Below are 16,773 nucleotides of genomic sequence, written 5' to 3' on the forward strand. Positions count from 1 at the left end.
GGAGCAGTGGGCAAACCTCTCGCCTGTTCCATGCACTGAAGTGCAGGGCGACGTGGCATGCCTGTTCGGGCACGATCGCCACCTACCAGAACCCTTCGACAAGTGGCGGCCGTGCTTGATAATATGCTCCTATCCGATCAGGATATTCGCAATCGCTTGCTGATCGCCCGGCTGCCGGCCATGCCGCAGATCCTGGTCAAGCTGATCGAGCATCTGCAGGCCGATGATCTCGGCATGCCGGAACTCGCCGCGCTGATTGCGAAGGATGCCGGCATGACCGCCAAGCTGCTGGCCGTCGCCAACAGCTCGGCCTACCACCGCAGCACGCGCAGCGCCAACCTCGAACAATCGCTGGTGGCCCTTGGCACCGACATGATCAAGACGCTGGTGATCAGCGATTCGGTCTTCCAGACCTTCAACAGCTTCCCGCATGCCGGCAGCATCGATCTGCGCGCGTTCTGGAAAAACTCCCTGACGGCAGCCGTGATCGCGCGCGATGCGGCGCGCCTGCTCGACTACGTCCATCCCGAAGAAGCCTACCTGGCCGGCCTGTTGCACAATGTCGGCCGCCTGGCGCTGCTGGCCGCCGCGCCCAAAGAATACGCGTTCAACTTCACCGCGATCGATGACGAAGACCTGTGCGCGGTCGAGCAGCGCACGCTCCAGATCACCCACGCCGAAGCGGGCGCCTGGCTGATCGAACGCTGGCAGCTCGATTCGTTCCTGGCCGACGCGGTGCTGTATCACCACGAACCGGGCGACCGCCTCGAAGGCAGCCACCTCCTGATCCGCATCGTGCGCCTGGCGCACGTGCTGACCTGTCATGCAGATGACGAGACGATGGTGCCCGACGCGTGCGCGCTGTGCGGCATCGACATCGCGCGCGCGGTGCAGCTGATCGAGGGCGCCGCGCGCCAGGTCGAGCAGGCCGCCGCGCACCTGGGCATCGACCTGGCCGGCGCCGACGACCTGCCGCAGCCATCCGCCTACGCGCCGCCGCCCGCAGTCGACCCGGTGCAAAAGCGCCTGAACGAAGAAGTGCGCAATATGGTGCTGGTGTCCGAAGTCGGCCAGACCCTGGCGCGCCAGCAGGGCGAGTCGGGCCTGCTCGACGCGATGACGCGCACGGCCCGCATCCTGTTCGATTTCGAGAGCGCCGTCGTGCTGCTCGAGAACGCGACCGGCCACCTGTTGTCGGGCGCCCCGGCGCCGGGCGTGGCGCGCATCGCCGATTTCTCGGTGTCGCTGGCCAAGGGCGGCCCGGTGGCGCGCAGTGCACTGGAGCGCCGTCCCGCGTTCGTGGGCGGTGAACGCCAGCAGCTTGGCCTGGCCGAAGAACAGCTGCTGCGCATCCTCGGCACCGACAGCCTGGTGGTGGTGCCGCTGGTGGCCGGTGCGCGCTGCCTGGGCGTGCTGGTCGGCGGCGTGCCGGCCTGGCAGCTGCCGCATTGCCAGCGCCGCGAGCGGTTCATGCAGGCCTTCGGCGCGCAGGCCGCCAGCGCCCTCGAGAACCTGCTGCTCGAACGCGGCCACGCGCGCCGCCAGCTGGCCAACGTGGCCGAGGAATTCCGCGACGCCTCGCGCCGCGTGGTACACGAGGTGAACAACCCGCTGGCAATCATCAAGAATTACCTGAGCATCCTGGACGGCAAGCTGGCGCGCCAGGAACCGGTGGGCGGCGAGCTGTCGATCCTGAACGAAGAGATCGACCGCGTGGGCCAGCTGATCGGTTCCCTGGCCGAACCGCATGCGCCGGAGACCGGTCCGCGGCCGGTCGACGCTGCCCGCGTCGTCGACGACGTGCTGCGCCTGTTCCGCACCAGCGGCTTCGTGCCGGGCGGCGTGCAGATCGTGGCACACATGGACGGCGACAGCGCGATCGAGGGCGACCCCGATGTGCTCAAGCAGATCCTGGTCAACCTGGTCAAGAATGCGGTCGAAGCCTTCGGGCCGCAGCAGAAGGACGGCGGCCGGATCGAGGTCGTCAACCGAGGCCACGTCAACCGCGAGCGCCATCTGTACCTCGAGCTGGGCGTGAACGACAATGGCCCCGGCCTGTCGCGCGAGGTGCTGGCCAACCTGTTCATGCCGGTCAAGAGCAGCAAGGAAGGCGCGCTCGATGGCGGCAAGCGCGGCCTGGGCCTGTCGATCGTCCATGGCCTGGTCAAGAAGATGGGCGGCCATATCGCCTGCCGCAGTGCCAGTTCCGGTACCTCGTTTGAAATTCTCCTGCCGGCGTACACCGGCGTCGGCAATGCGCTTGCGCTGCCGGCGCGCGCGCTCGGTTCCGCCTGACCCTCACCATGAACGCGCACCCAGCCTCCATGCTCCCTGGTGAACCTTCCCCATTTTCGCCGACGCTCGACGCCGACAGCCAGCCACGCCTGTTGCTGGTTGACGATGAACCCCGTCTGCTGTCGTCGCTGTACGAATTGCTGCAGGGGCGCGGCTACCGCCTCACGACCGCGTCATCCGGCACCGAGGCGCTGGCAGAACTGTCGCGCCAGCGCTTCGACCTGGTCCTGCTCGACCTGCGCCTGCCCGATATCGGCGGCCACGAGATCATGGACTTCATCAACGACAGGGGCATCGACGCCGACGTCATCGTGATGAGCGGCGAGGTGGGCATCGACGCCGCGATCGGCGCGCTCAAGCGCGGTGCCTACAGCTACCTGCGCAAGCCGTACAGCCGTGAAGAGCTGCTTTCGACCGTCAGCAATGCGCTGGGACGCCGGCGCCTGGCGCTGGAAAACGCGCGCATCGCGAACCAGCTCGAGAATTCCGAGAAGATGTACCGCTACCTGGTCGACTCGTCGCCGGACATCATCTACACGCTCAACCACGAAGGGCGCTTCACGTTCGTCAACGACCGCGCCTACCAGCTGCTCGGCTACACGCGCGAAGAGCTGATTGGCAAGCATTACTCGATCGTCGTGCACGAAGAAGACCTGGAGCGCGCGCGCTACGTGTTCAACGAGCGCCGCATCGACGAACGCGCGTCGCGCAACGTCGAACTGCGCCTGAAGTGCCGGGGCGGAAACGGCAACAGCAGCAGCGACCGCACCTTCAATACGACGCTGATGACGATCTCGCTCAACGCGATCGGCATGCACGTGCCGGACCAGGAAGTGAAAAAGCTCGAGTTCTTCGGCACCTATGGCGTGGCGCGCGACATCACCGACCGCAAACGCGCCGAAGAAGTCATCGCCTACCAGGCCTACCACGACATCCTGACCGACCTGCCGAACCGCATCCTGTTCAAGGACCGCCTGGGACTGGCCGTGATCCAGGCCAAGCGCAAGCAGACCGAACTCGCGGTGATGTTCATCGACCTCGATCGCTTCAAGCTCGTGAACGACACGCTCGGCCACGTCAAGGGCGACGAACTGCTGCAGCAGGCGGCCAGCCGGCTGAAGGAATGCCTGCGCAAGGGCGACACGCTGGCGCGCCAGGGCGGCGACGAATTCACGATCGTGCTGCCCGAATTGGTCAGCCACGACGACGCGCGCATGGTCGCCGACAAATTCCTCGCCTGCCTGCAGATGCCGTTCGACCTCGATGGCCACGAAGTGCACATCTCGGCCTCGATCGGCATCGCGATCTATCCGAAGGACGGTGAATCGATCGACGAACTGCTGCGCCACGCCGACATCGCGATGTACCAGGTGAAAGCGCTGGGCAAGAACGGCCACAGCTTCTATCACGACTCGATGCTCGAAGTGTCGCACCAGAAGATCGCGCTGGAACAGTCGCTGCGCCGCGCGCTCGAGCACGACGAGCTGGAGATGTTCTACCAGCCGCAGATCGACGCCATGACCGGCAACATCACGGGCGCCGAAGCGCTGATGCGCTGGAACCACCCGACGCGCGGGCGTCTGTCGGCCGGCGAATTCCTGCCGTTCGCCGAAGAAAACGGCCTGATGCTGCCGATCTCGGACTGGATGATCGGCGCGCTGTGCCGCGACATGCTGCGCTGGAACGCCGTCGGCGGCAGCGACATCCGGCTCTCGCTGAACCTGTCGCCGCAATACCTCGACCGCGGCGACTTCTTCGAGAAGATGCGCGGGGCGCTCGCGCGCTACGCGATCTCGCCGCAGCAGATCGAAGTCGAGATCACTGAGAACATCTGCATCCGCAACCCGCAGTATGCGATCGAGCAGCTCAACAAACTGTGCGAGCTGGGCGTGTCGATCGCGATCGACGACTTCGGCACCGGCTACTCGTCGCTGTCGTACCTGCACCGCTTCCCGATCCATACGATCAAGATCGACCAGTCGTTCGTCAAGGAGATCCACGAGGAGGACGGTCACTATCCGGTCATCCTGGCGATCATCTCGATCGCGCGCGGCCTGGGCCTGAACCTGATCGCCGAAGGCGTCGAGACCGAGGAACAGGCGCGCTACCTGCGCGCCAACGGCTGCATGACGATGCAGGGCTACCTGTTCTACCGCCCGATTTCACTGGGCGACTTCATGGTGGCGCTGCGCTCCCGGCCCGGCTCGAACCTGCGCGCCGTGCTGGCCTGAGTGGTCATGCCCGACACGCCGTTGTACAGCGCCGAATTCCTGCGTGTGAAAAGCCAGGCCGAACGTGGCGAGGCCGAGGCCCAGCACAGTCTGGGCTTCATGTACGTGAATGGCCAGGGCGTGGCGCAAAGCGATGAACTGGCAGTGAGCTGGTACCGGCTCGCGGCCACGGCCAACCTGGCGCAGGCCCAGTACAACCTCGGCGTGATGCTGCAGAAGGGGCAGGGCGTGACGCAGGATTTCACGCTGGCTGCCCACTGGTACGAGCGCGCCGCCAGCCAGGGCTACGCGCTGGCCCAGTACAACCTGGGCTGGCTGTACGCCAAAGGGCAGGGCGTGGCGCAGGACGTGGGCCGCGCGCTGCACTGGTTCCGCCAGGCCGCCGAGCAGGGCGAGCCGGGCGCCCAGCACAATCTCGGGATGATGTACGACACCGGCAAGGGCGTGGCGCAGGACCAGGATGCGGCGCTGGACTGGTACCGGCGCGCGGCCATCCAGGGCTATGCCCGTTCGCAGTACAGCCTGGGCCTGCGCTACGACAGCGGCCAGGGCGTGGCGCGCGACCCGGCGCAGGCACTGGACTGGCTGCGCAAGGCCGCGCTGCAGGGCTATGCGCCGGCCCAGTTCAATCTGGGGCTGCGCTACGACAAGGGCCAGGACGTGGAAGCGGACGGCGAACAGGCGATGCTGTGGTACGGCCGCGCCGGTATCCAGGGCCATGCCAGTTCGCAGTTCAACCTGGCGCTGATGTACGACACCGGCCACGGCGTGCCGCAGGACGATGCACTGGCCGCCACCTGGTACCGGCGCGCCGCGCAGCAGGGCCATGCCGGCGCGCAGGACAGCCTGGGCATGCGCCACGAGCACGGCCAGGGCGTGGTGCAGGATGCGGTGCAGGCGGCCATCTGGTACCGGCGCGCGGCCGAGCAGGGCTTGCCGGTGGCGCAGTACCACCTCGGACAGCTCCTCGACACGGGCAACGGCGTTGAACGGGATGCGGTCGAGGCCACGGCCTGGTACCGCAAGGCGGCCGAGCAGGGCCACCTGCGCGCGCAGTTCGACCTGGGCCTGCGCCACGAAAACGGCATCGGCGCGGCGCAGGACTGCGTGCAGGCACTCGGGTGGTACCGGCGCGCCGCGGCGCAAGGTTACGCGGCCGCGCAGTACATGGTGGCCACGCTGCTCGACCGGCACGACCTGGGCGACCCGGCCGAAGCCACCGACTGGCTGCACAAGGCGGCCGACCAGAAGCACGCACTGGCGCAGTTCGAACTGGGGCTGCGCTACGACTGCGGCAAGGGCGCCGAACGCGATTACGAAGCCGCCCATTTCTGGTACCTGTGCGCGGCGCGCCAGGGCCACGCGCGCGCGCAATTCAACCTGGGCGTGATGTATGCGGCGGGGCAGGGCGCGCCCCGCGATCTGGTCGAAGCGTATGCGTGGTTGCATCGTGCGGGTGGCGCCGGGATCCGGCCCGCGCGCGACTATCTGGCGCGCACCGCGCGCCGGATGGATGCACAGCAGTTGTCGCTGGCGGAAAGCCTGCTGCAGGCTTGAAACCGTCCCGGCTTTGACCCGGCACCACCCGCGCACGGGTGCGCCGGCGCACCCTCTGTCATGACACGCCACGCTATACTGTATGCCCATACAGCCACGGGCGTCCGATGGAACTCAACGACAAGCTCGAAATCCTGGCCGATGCGGCCAAGTACGACGCATCCTGCGCCAGCAGCGGTGCGCCCAAACGCGGCTCCGAGGGCAAGGACGGCCTGGGCGCCACCACCGGCATGGGCATCTGCCACAGCTATACGCCAGACGGCCGCTGCGTCTCGCTGCTCAAGATCCTGCTTACCAACTTCTGCATCTACGACTGCCAGTACTGCATCAACCGCCGTACGTCCAACGTGCCGCGCGCGCGCTTTGCGGTCGACGAAGTGGTCAAGCTGACGCAGGATTTTTACCTGCGCAATTACATCGACGGCCTGTTCCTCAGTTCCGGCATCATCCAGTCGGCCGACTACACGATGGAGCAACTGGTGGCCGTGGCGCGCACCCTGCGCGAGGTGCACAACTTCCGCGGCTACATCCACCTCAAGACGATTCCCGATGCCGACCCGCTCCTGATCACCGAAGCGGGGCGCTGGGCCGATCGCCTGTCGGTCAACATCGAGCTGCCCACGCACGACAGCGTGACCAAGCTCGCCCCCGAAAAGAGCGTCCACACGATCAAGCTGGCGATGGGCTCCATCCGGCGCAAGCTCGATGAAAAAGCCGAAGAGCCAAGGTCGCCCGCCTTCGCGCCGGCCGGCCAGAGCACGCAGATGATCGTCGGCGCTGACGCGAGCGACGACCACACGATCCTCAACACCGCCGAGACGCTGTACGGCAGCTACAAACTCAAGCGCGTGTACTACTCCGCGTTCAGCCCCATCCCGCAAAGCCCCAAGAGCGTGCCGCTCGCGCCACCGCCGCTGCTGCGCGAGCACCGCCTGTACCAGGCCGATTTCCTGCTGCGCAGTTACGGCTTCACGGCCGGCGAGATCATGCCGCAGACGGGTAACCTGGCGCTGGACATCGATCCCAAGCTGGCCTGGGCGCTGTCGAACCGCGACCAGTTTCCGATGGACCTGAACCGCGTCGATGCGACGCTCATCGCGCGCATCCCCGGCATCGGTCTGCGCAACGCCAAGCGCATCGCCGACCTGCGCCGCATTCGCCGCATCCGCTGGGAAGACCTGTCGCGGCTGCGCTGCAGCCTGAAAAAACTGGCGCCGTTCGTCGTTACCGCCGACTACAAGCCGGCGCAGGGCGCGACCAGTTCCGACCTGCTGCGCAAGCACATGGCCGACGCGCCGCAGCAGATGAACCTGTGGCCGGAGCTGCAGGCAGCATGATCCCCGCGGCCACCGCAGCCGTCGTCGCCAGCGAGGCCGTCGCCGCGGTCCGCGCGGGGCAGCCGCTGCTCGTGGCTTCGTTCGTCGAGTGGCGCGCCACGGCCCGCGCCCTGCTGCGCGCCGGCGTGCCGCCCGAGGCAGTGACCTGGGGCGAGCCTGGCGCCGATTTGTTCTCGAGCGCGCCGGCAGCGCCTGCATCGGCCCTGGAGACGGTGCAGCCGACCGGTGACCTGCTGGCTGCGCCGCCTGCCGAACGGGTGGCGCAAGCCACGCCCAGGCCGCAAGTCCCGCGCTCCCTGATGGAGATGCTGCAAACGGCCGCCTGCTGCCGCGACCACGACCGCTGGGCCTTCCTGTACCGCGTGGTCTGGCGCTGGCAGCAGGGCGAGCACGATGTGCAGTCGCCCGCCGACCCCGATGGCGCGCGGCTGGCGTCGATGGTCAAGGCGGTGCGGCGCGAGGTGCACGACATGTTTGCCTATATCCGCTTTCGGGAACGGCCGGTCGAGGCAGGGCCGCCGCAGTTTGTCGCCTGGTTCGAACCCGCGCACGACGTGCTGCCGCAGGTGGCCGAACATTTTGTTGCCCGCATGGGCAAGATGACCTGGATGATCGCCACGCCCGAGGCCAGCGTGTTGTGGGACGGCGCCACGCTGCACGATGCGGGGCCATTGATGTCCGGCCCCGCCGACCTCGAAGACGACGGCGAGGCCTTGTGGCTGACCTACTACCGCAGCATCTTCAATCCCGCGCGCCTGAACACGAAGGTCATGCAAAGCCATATCCCGTCGAGGTTCTGGAAGAACCTGCCCGAGGGCGCGCTGGTGCCGTCATTGGTCAGCCAGGCCGGCCTGGGCGCGCGCCGCATCGGCCAGGTCGCCGAGGTGGGCCAGCGCCGGGGCACGACGATCCCGATCGCGGCCGAGAAAGCGCAGCCCGACCGCGAACAGCCATCGAAGCTCGACGAATGCCGACGCTGCGAACTGTGGCAGCACGCGACGCAGGCCGTCGGCGGGATCGGGCCGGACCACGCGCAGATCATGCTCGTCGGCGAGCAGCCTGGCGACCAGGAGGATTTGTCCGGCCAGCCGTTCATCGGCCCGGCCGGGCAACTGCTCGACCGCGTGTTCGCCCAGGCAGAGGTGGACCGCAAGGGTGTCTACATCACCAACGCCGTCAAGCATTTCAAGTGGGAGCCGCGCGGCAAGCGACGCCTGCACAAGACGCCGGCGCAGAAAGAGATCGAGGCCTGCCACTACTGGCTCGAGAAAGAAATCGCCACCCGCAAGCCGAAGGTGATCGTGGCGATGGGCGCTACTGCGCTGAAATCAGTGCTGCAGAAGGGGAACGTGACGCTCAGGGACAGTCTCGGCCAACCGGTGCGCCATGGCGACGCGTGGGTGGTGACGATCTATCACCCGTCATACGTGCTGCGCGTGCCGGACGAGGCGACCAAGCACGAAGCGTTTGCCGTGATGGTCGAGGGCTTGCGGGTGGCGCAGTCGCTGCTTGAGCGGCCGGGCGAGAACTGATCCACATCGGGACATCGTGACGCGTGCGGAGGCTGGCGGAGACCCGTCCCAGGCCATCCTTATCCGCACACTGCGCCTTGCATATGCATTCGAAAGTCCTTGTGATCGGCGCGATGGCCGCCTCATAATCGGCGCACGCTTCTGGCCACTTTCACAACAGGATATCTTCATGCGCCCACTCGTCGTTCCCGCACTGTGCTTGTCGTTGCTGGCTTCTCCCGGATGCGCGCAGTCCCTTGACGGGGCCGATGCCCAGCCTGCCGCTGTCGTTACCACGGACGCGGTCGAACCTGCGCCTGAGCAGATCCACGTCGTCGCCCAGCGCCCCGGCCCGGGCATGTGGAAGGTGAAGAAGGGTGACCATGTGCTGTGGGTGTTCGGCACCTATGCGCCGCTGCCGAAGAACATGACGTGGCGCTCGCAGCAGGTGGAAAACGTCATCAGGCATTCGCAGGAGTACCTGGCGCCGCCCGGTGCCACAGCCAAGCCGGGCTTTTTCAAAACGATCACGCTGCTGCCAAGCCTGATCGGCGTGCGCAAGAATCCGGATGGCGCGCAGCTGCGTGATGTTCTGCCGCAGGAAGACTACGCGCAGTGGAGCACGCTCAAGGCAACCTACCTGCCTGAAAACAGCGACGTCGAACGCGAGCGGCCGATCTTTGCCGCGCAGGCGTTGACGGAAGCGGCGCGCAAGGAGGCAGGCCTGGTGAACGGCTACGCGGTGCGCAAGCAGCTGCTCGCCCTGATCAAGAAGAGCGAGCTGAAACAGACGTCGACGGACGTTGAACTACCGACGGACAATGCGCGCGCGTTGATCAAGAACTTCAAGAAGTCGAATCTGGCTGACGCAGCCTGCCTGAGGACAACCATGGCCACACTGAAGCAGGATCTCGACGGCGCAACAGCGCGCGCCAATGCCTGGGCCAAGGGTGACGTGGATGAGATGCGCAAGCTGAACTACGCCGAACGCGAGGAGGCATGTTTCGGCGCACTGATGAACAGCGCCGCGCTCGATACAGAGCCTGAATGGAAGAACGTGAAGGCGCGCTCGCATGCGAAGTGGATCGCATCGGCCGAGAAAGCACTTGCTGCCAATGCATCGACCTTTGCGCTGTTGTCGATGGACGATATTTTTGATCCGAAAGGCGTGATCGCGGCGCTGGTGGCGAAGGGGTATGAAGTCGAGTCGCCCGAGTGATGTGATGCTGCGCGCATGGCTGGCGAGCAGCATGCGCGTACTTCACTTGAGAATTTGTCAAACCTTCGCAAACGCGCGTAGAATGCTGGCAACGCGGGTGTAGCTCAATGGTAGAGCAGAAGCTTCCCAAGCTTACGACGAGGGTTCGATTCCCTTCACCCGCTCCAGCAAAATAGCAACGTCCTCAGTTTCGCCTCTCCACAACATTCATTCGTTGACGCCTAAATCGACATGTCGAGCCTTGCGTTCTTTGTCGGTCGTCTGTCGCCAAATCGCGGTATTCATAACTAGAAGCAGATGCTAGTTCGGGCTATGTTCCAGCATCCCGTGTTGATCTGCCCATTCAGTCAGCGCATCGTTCATCCGTGTCTGCCAGCCTTCACCAGTCGCCTTGAAGGCATCCAGAACGCGAACATCGAGGCGAATACTGATGGGCGTCTTCGTGACTGTTTGTACGGGGCACCCACGACCTCGTACCGGCTTGACGTCAGCCCACTCTTCATCGGTAAACGGGCGTGCGTCCGGATCACCCATCGCCGCTGCCGTGATGGCGATGTCTTCTTCAGCCGTTGGAATCAGCGTTCCCGGTTTCAGCTTGGGCATATCGTGTCACCTCTTGCGAATTAGCCTTTCGCAGGCTGATGATGCGACGGACATCGTCGCGTCGTACATAAACAAGATAGTGTAGGCGGGTGCCGATGTACCCAATCGCACATTGACGGACCTTTCCGTAATCGTTGCGTTCGTTGATCCAGAGCAGTGCATCGTCCTCCTCGAACAGAGCCGCTTCGGCCAAACTGATCCCATGCTTGGCTGCCTCGGCTTCGTTCTTCTTGGCGTCATAGACGATGTCCATACGAGCAGTCTAGATCACTTGTAAGGGAGCCACAATAATTTTCGTATATACGTTAATTATTCAATAATAATGTACGGTTTCGCTGTTGGCCCGCGCCACGTTCTGGTTAGTCAACGTAACCTTGCGTTTCACCCGTCCAAGCAAGGAGCGCTCTGCATGCCACCGACCTCCCCATCGCGCCGTCATCTGCTGGCGTCCATGATTGCCGCCTCGGGCGGACTGGCCCTGTCACCGCTGCTCGCTGCTGCACAACCCGCGCCTTTGCTCACGCGTCCGATCCCTTCAAGCGGTGAACAACTCCCCGTCATTGGCCTTGGCAGCTGGATCACCTTCAACGTCGGCCGCGATCCGCAGGGCCGTCGCGAATCGGTCGATGTGATGCGCCAGTTCTTCGCCGGTGGCGGCAGACTGGTTGATTCGTCGCCCATGTACGGCTCGGCCCAGGACGTGATCGGCGAGGCCGTGCAAACCCTCAAACCTGCGCGGCTGTTTGCGGCCGACAAGGTCTGGGTCAGCAAAGGTGCGCGTGGCGTGGCGCAGGTCGAGGCGTCGCGCAAGCTGTGGCGCGTCCCGCGTTTCGATCTGCTGCAGGTGCATAACCTGCTGTCGTGGGAGGAGCATTTGCCAATCCTGCTGGCGATGAAACGGGAAGGGCGGCTGCGCTATGTCGGCATCACCACGTCCGAAGGCCGGCGGCACGCCGAGATCGAGAAGATCATGGCGTCGCAGCCGATCGACTTCGTGCAGATCTCGTACAACGCGCTCGATCGCGACGTCGAGCAGCGCATCCTGCCGCTGGCGCGTGAGCGCAAGATCGGCGTGATCGTCAACCGGCCATTCCGCCAGGGCGACCTGACGCAGGCGCTGGCCGGCAAGCCATTGCCGGGGTGGGCGGCCGATATCGGCTGCACGACGTGGGCGCAGGCGCTGCTCAAGTTCATCGTGTCGCATCCGGCCGTCACGTGCGCGATTCCGGCCACGTCCAGCGTTGCGCACGTGCGCGAGAATCTGCTGGCCGGCACCGGTCGCATGCCGGACGAGGCGCTGCGCAAGCGCATCGCGCAGGATGTCGAAAGGCTGGCATGAGCGAGTGGTGGACGTATTCGCTGTCCGATTTTTTGATGTTCTCGAGCCGCAGCTACTACCGGCTCATCGAGAGCTACAACGCCGCCATCTGGCCTGCGCATCTATTGGCGCTGGTGGCGGGCTTAGTCGTGATTAGCGCCATCGCGCGGCCACGCCAGCACCTGCAACGATCAGCGGCGCTGGTGCTCGCTGCAGCCTGGGGCTGGGTCGCATGGGCGTATCACCTGGAGCGCTATGCCGAAATCAACACAGCGGCGCCGTACTTTGCTGCGGCGTTCGCAGCGCAGGCGTTGCTGATGGGCTGGCTCGCGTACAGGCCAGGTAACGCAGCGCCTGCACCTCAACCTCTAGCACTCGGTCTGTCTGGCCTGGCCATCTTCGCCTATCCCTTGCTGGCACTGGCTCGCGATGGCGGCACATGGCGCCAGGCAGAAGTCTTCGGCATCGTCCCCGATCCCACAGTCGTGGCCACGCTGGGCGTGCTGCTTGCATGGCGTGCGCCCGCGATCTTCTGGCTGATCCCGGTAAGCTGGTGCTTGGTCAGCGGCGCGACACTGATGGAACTGAAGATCGGCCATGCATGGCTGCTGCCGGCGCTCGCATTGACAGCCGTACTTGCCCGAGTCGTGAGCAGCAAAACACCGCGCAACCTTAACTCGACAGCAAATCCCCGATCCTGAACGAGTCCGTCCCCGCCACTTTACACACGTGCATCCCCCGCAGCAGATGCCGGTGCGCGGTGCACGCAAACAGCAAACCAGGCCGGCTCGCCGCCACCGGCGTGACCTGCCCGCTGACCGGATTGACGATGTCCGCGATCGGCTCGCCCGCCTCGACCCGGTCCCCCAGCGTTTTGCGCAGCACCAGCACGCCGGCGTGCGGCGCGGTCAGTGGTTCGACGGCGTCGAGCGGTGTCGGCGCGCAGGCGTAGGCGGGCATGTCGCCAACCGGGATATCCAGCACGCCCTGGTACGCGAGGTAGCGCAGCAGCGCGTCGGCATCCTTGCGCGCGTAGTCGTAATTGACGTCGTTCTCGCCCCGCAATTCAACGGTGACGGCCACGCAGGCCGGCGGAATCGCGGCATCGGGATAGTGCCGCGCGAGGTCCCACCACAGGCGCCCGCAGGCTTCATCGAACGGTTCGCCGCCCGACTCCGTCGCCACCAGCAGCACGCGCGCTTCCATCAGCGCGGCCAGCGGCAGCACTGCCTCGACCAGCGGCGTGCCGGCGTACATGTGCAGCACAGCCTCGGTGTCGCAATGCAGGTCGAGCATGATGTCGGCGTCGATCGCCATCGTGAGCAGCGTTTTCTTGAGCGTGGCGGTAGGGTTGCCAGGCTCCCAGCTTGCCACCGAGCGCCGTGCATGCTCGCGGATCAGCGCGACGTTGGCGGCGGCGTCCTGTCCGAGCTGGCCGGCTACTCCCGCCATCACATCCTGCGCCACGTGGCGGTAGGCGCGATTGAAGTTGGTGCCGGTCGCCAGGTCGTAGCGGCCAAATGGCGCGCCGTGAATCACCTGCGCCAGCCCGATCGGATTGGCCACCGGTACCAGGATCACCTCGCCCTTGATGCGGCCTTCGGCGTCGAGGCGCTCGAGTTCCTGGCGCAGCACGTGCGCGACCAGCATCGCCGGCACCTCGTCCGCGTGCAGCGAGGCCTGGATATAGACCTTCTTGCCGCTGCCCGGCGCGCCGTAGTGGAACGAGGTCAGGTTGACGGCGGCGATATGCTCGTCGATGGCGATCGGGTGTTTCGTGGAATGCATGGGACAGACTCCGGCAAGCTGGGTGAAGACGCGATTATGGCCGATCCAGGCGGCGCGGCGCGTCGGCTATAATGACAGCCGCATTTTCCTCTTCACTTTCTTCGTCCCCACATCCCATGTCTCTTGATAAGCCCAACAATGGCCCGGCGCGGTCCATGCTGTACGATCCCACCGAACACCGCATCCGCAGTTTTGTCACGCGTGCGGGCCGGCTGTCGACCGCGCAGGCGCGGGCCTTCGATGAACTGGGGCCGAAGTTCCTGATCGGGTACAAGAAAGAACCGCTCGACGTGGCGCAGGCCTTCGGCCGCACCGCGCCCGTGATCCTGGAAATCGGCTTCGGCATGGGGGACACCACCGCGCATATCGCGAAACTGATGCCCGAAAAAGACTTCATCGGCGTCGAAGTGCACACGCCGGGTGTCGGCAGCCTGCTCAAGCAGATCGGCGAGCAGGACATCGCCAACCTGCGCCTGATCCAGCACGATGTGTTCGAGGTGCTGAATCACATGATCGCCGATGGCTCGCTCGACGGCGTGCATGTGTTCTTCCCGGACCCATGGCACAAGGCGCGCCACAACAAGCGCCGCCTGATCCAGCCGGCGTTCGTCAAGCTGCTGTGCCAGAAGCTGGCCCCTGGTGGCTACCTGCACCTGGCGACCGACTGGGAAGACTACGCAGTGCAGATGCTGGAAGTCCTGAGCGCCGAGCCCGAACTAACCAATACCGCCGACGGCTACGCGCCGCAGCCGGCTTACCGTCCGCTGACCAAGTTCGAGAACCGCGGCATCAAGCTCGGTCACGGTGTCTGGGATCTGGTTTTCACGCGTAAATAAGCCACATCGTCGCTCGTGCCTGTCTTCTCGTCGTTCGTCGTCCATCGCTGTGCGCCGACGCAGTAGTTTCCTAGACTGATCTCGTTGCTATACATTAACGAGAACGGAGGACGCCATGTGGGCAGGGATCGCGAAGTGGTACCGGCAGTGGGAGCAGGAACAACTGGCAGTGCTACAGGACCCGGCGCTGGCGCGCCAGGCGCCCTTTGGTTACCGCCGTTATGTCGCCTGCAAGCTGGCAGCGCTGCCGCTCAGCGAGCGCCAGGAGTTGTACCGGTTTTCCGTCTATTGGCGTGGACCCCGGGTATGGCTGGCACTGGCCGCGCTGTGCCTCGTACTGTCCGTGCTCGGCTTGCTGCTCCATCTGGCCTTCATGCCTGCCGCCCTATGGTGGAAGACGGTCGTTGCGACCAACACGTTCGGGCTGGCACTATTGGCGTCATTCGCCGGGGTCTGGTTCAACTACCGGAAGATCGCGCGTGCCAAGCTCAGGGCGCTGGCCTCAATGGTTGGCCTGGGGGGACTCGGTGGCCTGTTCGGGACCCTCATCGTGACGGTAAGCCGGGGCAAGCCATGGCAGGAATTGATCGATGATCTGCCACGCACGTTGATGCTGGTGACTGGTGCCGCAACGGTGCTGATCGCAGCGCCGTCGATTGTGCTCGCTGTACTGCGCAACCGGCATTACGAAACTGCGAATGCCCAGCTCCAGCGCGATGCCGAACAGGCGCGCCTGGCCCGCGAACTGAGCGAAACCCAGTTGCGCCTGCTGCGCGCCCAGATCGAGCCACACTTCCTGTTCAACACCCTCGGCGCCGTCCAGCAACTGGCGCAAGAGCAGGCGCCGCGCGCTGCCGAACTCACTGCCCACCTGATCGATTTCCTGCGCGCCAGCATGAGCGACATGCGCTGCGAGCAGGTGAGCCTTGCCACCGAATTCGGCCTGGTCGAATCGTACCTGGCCGTGATGCAGATCCGGATGGGCGAGCGCCTGCGGTTCCGGATCGACCTCCCCACCAGCCTGGCCGCCACCCAGGTTCCCAGCATGTTGGTACTCACCCTGGCCGAGAACGCGATCAAGCACGGCATCGAGCCGTCCCTGCGCGGCGGCGACATCACCGTCATCGCGCAGGAAGACGCCGGCCAGATCCGCATCGCGGTGCACGACAGCGGCGTGGGCATGAGCGACACGCCCGGCAACGGCACGGGCCTGGACAATGTGCGCAGCCGCCTGCGCCTGGCCTACGGCGAGAGCGCCAGCCTGGCCCTGAGCGAAGCCGAACCGGGCCTGCTGGCCGAACTCCTGATCCCCCGCAAGGACGCGCAATGACAGTCACGATCCTGGTCGCCGAAGACGAACCGCTGATGCGCGAGCGCCTGCTCGGCATGCTGGCGCTGGCCTGGCCCGACGCAAAGGTGATCGCGGCGGTCGACAACGGCCTCGATGCCTGGGACGCCTACCTGGAGCACGCGCCGCGCGTGGTGTTCCTCGACATCCGCATGCCTGGCCTGTCGGGGCTGGAAGTGGCCGAGCGCATTGGCCGCCAGGCGCACGTGGTGTTTGTCACCGCTTACGACCAGTACGCCGTCGATGCGTTCGACGCCGGCGCGGTCGACTATCTGCTCAAGCCCATCCAGCCGGGCCGCCTGGATAAAGCTCTGGCGCGGCTACGCGAAAAACTCGACAGCCAGCCGATGGATGTGAGCGCAGTCGTCCGGCAGGTCAAGGCAGCGTCGCCCGCGCCAGTGCGCGAAAATTTGAAATGGCTGAAAGCCAGCGTGGGCAAGCAGATCCGCCTGATCGACGTCGAGGAGGTGCTGTTCTTCCAGGCCGATACCAAGTACACGCGCGTGGTGCTGGAAGGATCGGAAGCGCTGGTGCGCATCCCGCTGAAGGATTTATTGGGCGGGCTCAATGCCGACCGCTTCTGGCAGATCCATCGCGGCACGGTCGTGAAGGTGACGGCGATCCGCGCCGCCGAGCGCATCGACGCCGAACGCATGCAGGTGCTGCTGCGCGGCAGCAACGAAGTGCTGCCCGTCAGCCGCAGCTTCACGCACCTGTTTCGCGAATAGCG

Annotated in this window: 14 protein-coding genes and 1 tRNA gene; 12 read left to right on the top strand and 3 right to left on the bottom strand. The window is 65.3% G+C overall.

Translation table 11 applies throughout. From position 1 onward, the window contains the following. Positions 1-123 precede the first annotated feature (123 nt). From AC56LN_RS00270 to AC56LN_RS00300, 7 genes are all read left to right on the top strand, one after another. Positions 124-2,295, top strand: coding sequence for an HDOD domain-containing protein (locus AC56LN_RS00270; protein ID WP_499569336.1), 2,172 nt, complete (start codon positions 124-126; stop codon positions 2,293-2,295). Between the two features lie 8 nt (positions 2,296-2,303). Then, positions 2,304-4,526 carry a putative bifunctional diguanylate cyclase/phosphodiesterase gene (locus tag AC56LN_RS00275; protein WP_499569337.1) on the top strand — a complete coding sequence of 741 codons (2,223 nt, stop codon included), beginning with the start codon at positions 2,304-2,306 and terminating at the stop codon, positions 4,524-4,526. A 6-nt stretch (positions 4,527-4,532) separates the two neighbouring features. Further along, on the top strand, positions 4,533-6,083 hold the full coding sequence (locus AC56LN_RS00280) for an SEL1-like repeat protein (protein WP_499569339.1): 1,551 nt from the start codon (positions 4,533-4,535) through the stop codon (positions 6,081-6,083). A 107-nt stretch (positions 6,084-6,190) separates the two neighbouring features. After that, a complete protein-coding gene (locus AC56LN_RS00285; RefSeq protein WP_332533217.1) occupies positions 6,191-7,420 on the top strand; it encodes a putative DNA modification/repair radical SAM protein in 1,230 nt (409 codons plus the stop codon). Beyond that, complete coding sequence (locus AC56LN_RS00290; RefSeq protein ID WP_499569340.1) at positions 7,417-8,952, top strand: UdgX family uracil-DNA binding protein; 1,536 nt, start codon at positions 7,417-7,419, stop codon at positions 8,950-8,952. The genes AC56LN_RS00285 and AC56LN_RS00290 overlap by 4 nt, the downstream gene beginning before the upstream one ends. Before the next feature lie 169 nt (positions 8,953-9,121). Then, the gene (locus AC56LN_RS00295) at positions 9,122-10,150 is read left to right on the top strand and encodes a TraB/GumN family protein (RefSeq protein ID WP_499569341.1); all 1,029 of its coding nucleotides are present in this window, start codon (positions 9,122-9,124) and stop codon (positions 10,148-10,150) included. Positions 10,151-10,243: 93 nt separating this feature from the next. After that, a tRNA-Gly gene (locus AC56LN_RS00300) sits at positions 10,244-10,317 on the top strand. Positions 10,318-10,450: 133 nt separating this feature from the next. Here AC56LN_RS00300 and AC56LN_RS00305 read toward each other — a convergent pair. Then, on the bottom strand, positions 10,451-10,753 hold the full coding sequence (locus tag AC56LN_RS00305) for a BrnA antitoxin family protein (protein ID WP_499569342.1): 303 nt from the start codon (positions 10,751-10,753) through the stop codon (positions 10,451-10,453). Then, positions 10,713-11,006 carry a BrnT family toxin gene (locus AC56LN_RS00310; RefSeq protein WP_499569343.1) on the bottom strand — a complete coding sequence of 98 codons (294 nt, stop codon included), beginning with the start codon at positions 11,004-11,006 and terminating at the stop codon, positions 10,713-10,715. The genes AC56LN_RS00305 and AC56LN_RS00310 overlap by 41 nt, the downstream gene beginning before the upstream one ends. A 156-nt stretch (positions 11,007-11,162) precedes the next feature. Between AC56LN_RS00310 and AC56LN_RS00315 the strand changes: the two genes are divergently transcribed. Beyond that, positions 11,163-12,092: an aldo/keto reductase gene (locus AC56LN_RS00315; protein ID WP_499569344.1), complete on the top strand. Its 930-nt coding sequence runs from the start codon at positions 11,163-11,165 to the stop codon at positions 12,090-12,092. Then, positions 12,089-12,772: a DUF6064 family protein gene (locus AC56LN_RS00320; RefSeq protein ID WP_499569345.1), complete on the top strand. Its 684-nt coding sequence runs from the start codon at positions 12,089-12,091 to the stop codon at positions 12,770-12,772. Before AC56LN_RS00315 ends, AC56LN_RS00320 begins: the two co-directional genes overlap by 4 nt. Here the strand turns inward: AC56LN_RS00320 and AC56LN_RS00325 are convergent. Next, complete coding sequence (locus AC56LN_RS00325; protein ID WP_499569346.1) at positions 12,744-13,859, bottom strand: succinylglutamate desuccinylase/aspartoacylase family protein; 1,116 nt, start codon at positions 13,857-13,859, stop codon at positions 12,744-12,746. The two genes, AC56LN_RS00320 and AC56LN_RS00325, sit on opposite strands and share 29 nt — an antisense overlap. 155 nt (positions 13,860-14,014) lie before the next feature. Here AC56LN_RS00325 and trmB point away from each other — a divergent pair, with 155 nt between their 5' ends. From trmB to AC56LN_RS00340, 3 genes are all read left to right on the top strand, one after another. Continuing rightward, positions 14,015-14,695: a tRNA (guanosine(46)-N7)-methyltransferase TrmB gene (gene trmB, locus AC56LN_RS00330; protein ID WP_258835870.1), complete on the top strand. Its 681-nt coding sequence runs from the start codon at positions 14,015-14,017 to the stop codon at positions 14,693-14,695. Between the two features lie 115 nt (positions 14,696-14,810). Continuing rightward, positions 14,811-16,025: a sensor histidine kinase gene (locus tag AC56LN_RS00335; RefSeq protein WP_499569347.1), complete on the top strand. Its 1,215-nt coding sequence runs from the start codon at positions 14,811-14,813 to the stop codon at positions 16,023-16,025. Then, positions 16,022-16,771, top strand: coding sequence for a LytR/AlgR family response regulator transcription factor (locus AC56LN_RS00340; RefSeq protein WP_499569348.1), 750 nt, complete (start codon positions 16,022-16,024; stop codon positions 16,769-16,771). Before AC56LN_RS00335 ends, AC56LN_RS00340 begins: the two co-directional genes overlap by 4 nt. Positions 16,772-16,773 lie beyond the last annotated feature (2 nt).

This window comes from Telluria sp. ZT3P26 (assembly GCF_059686035.1).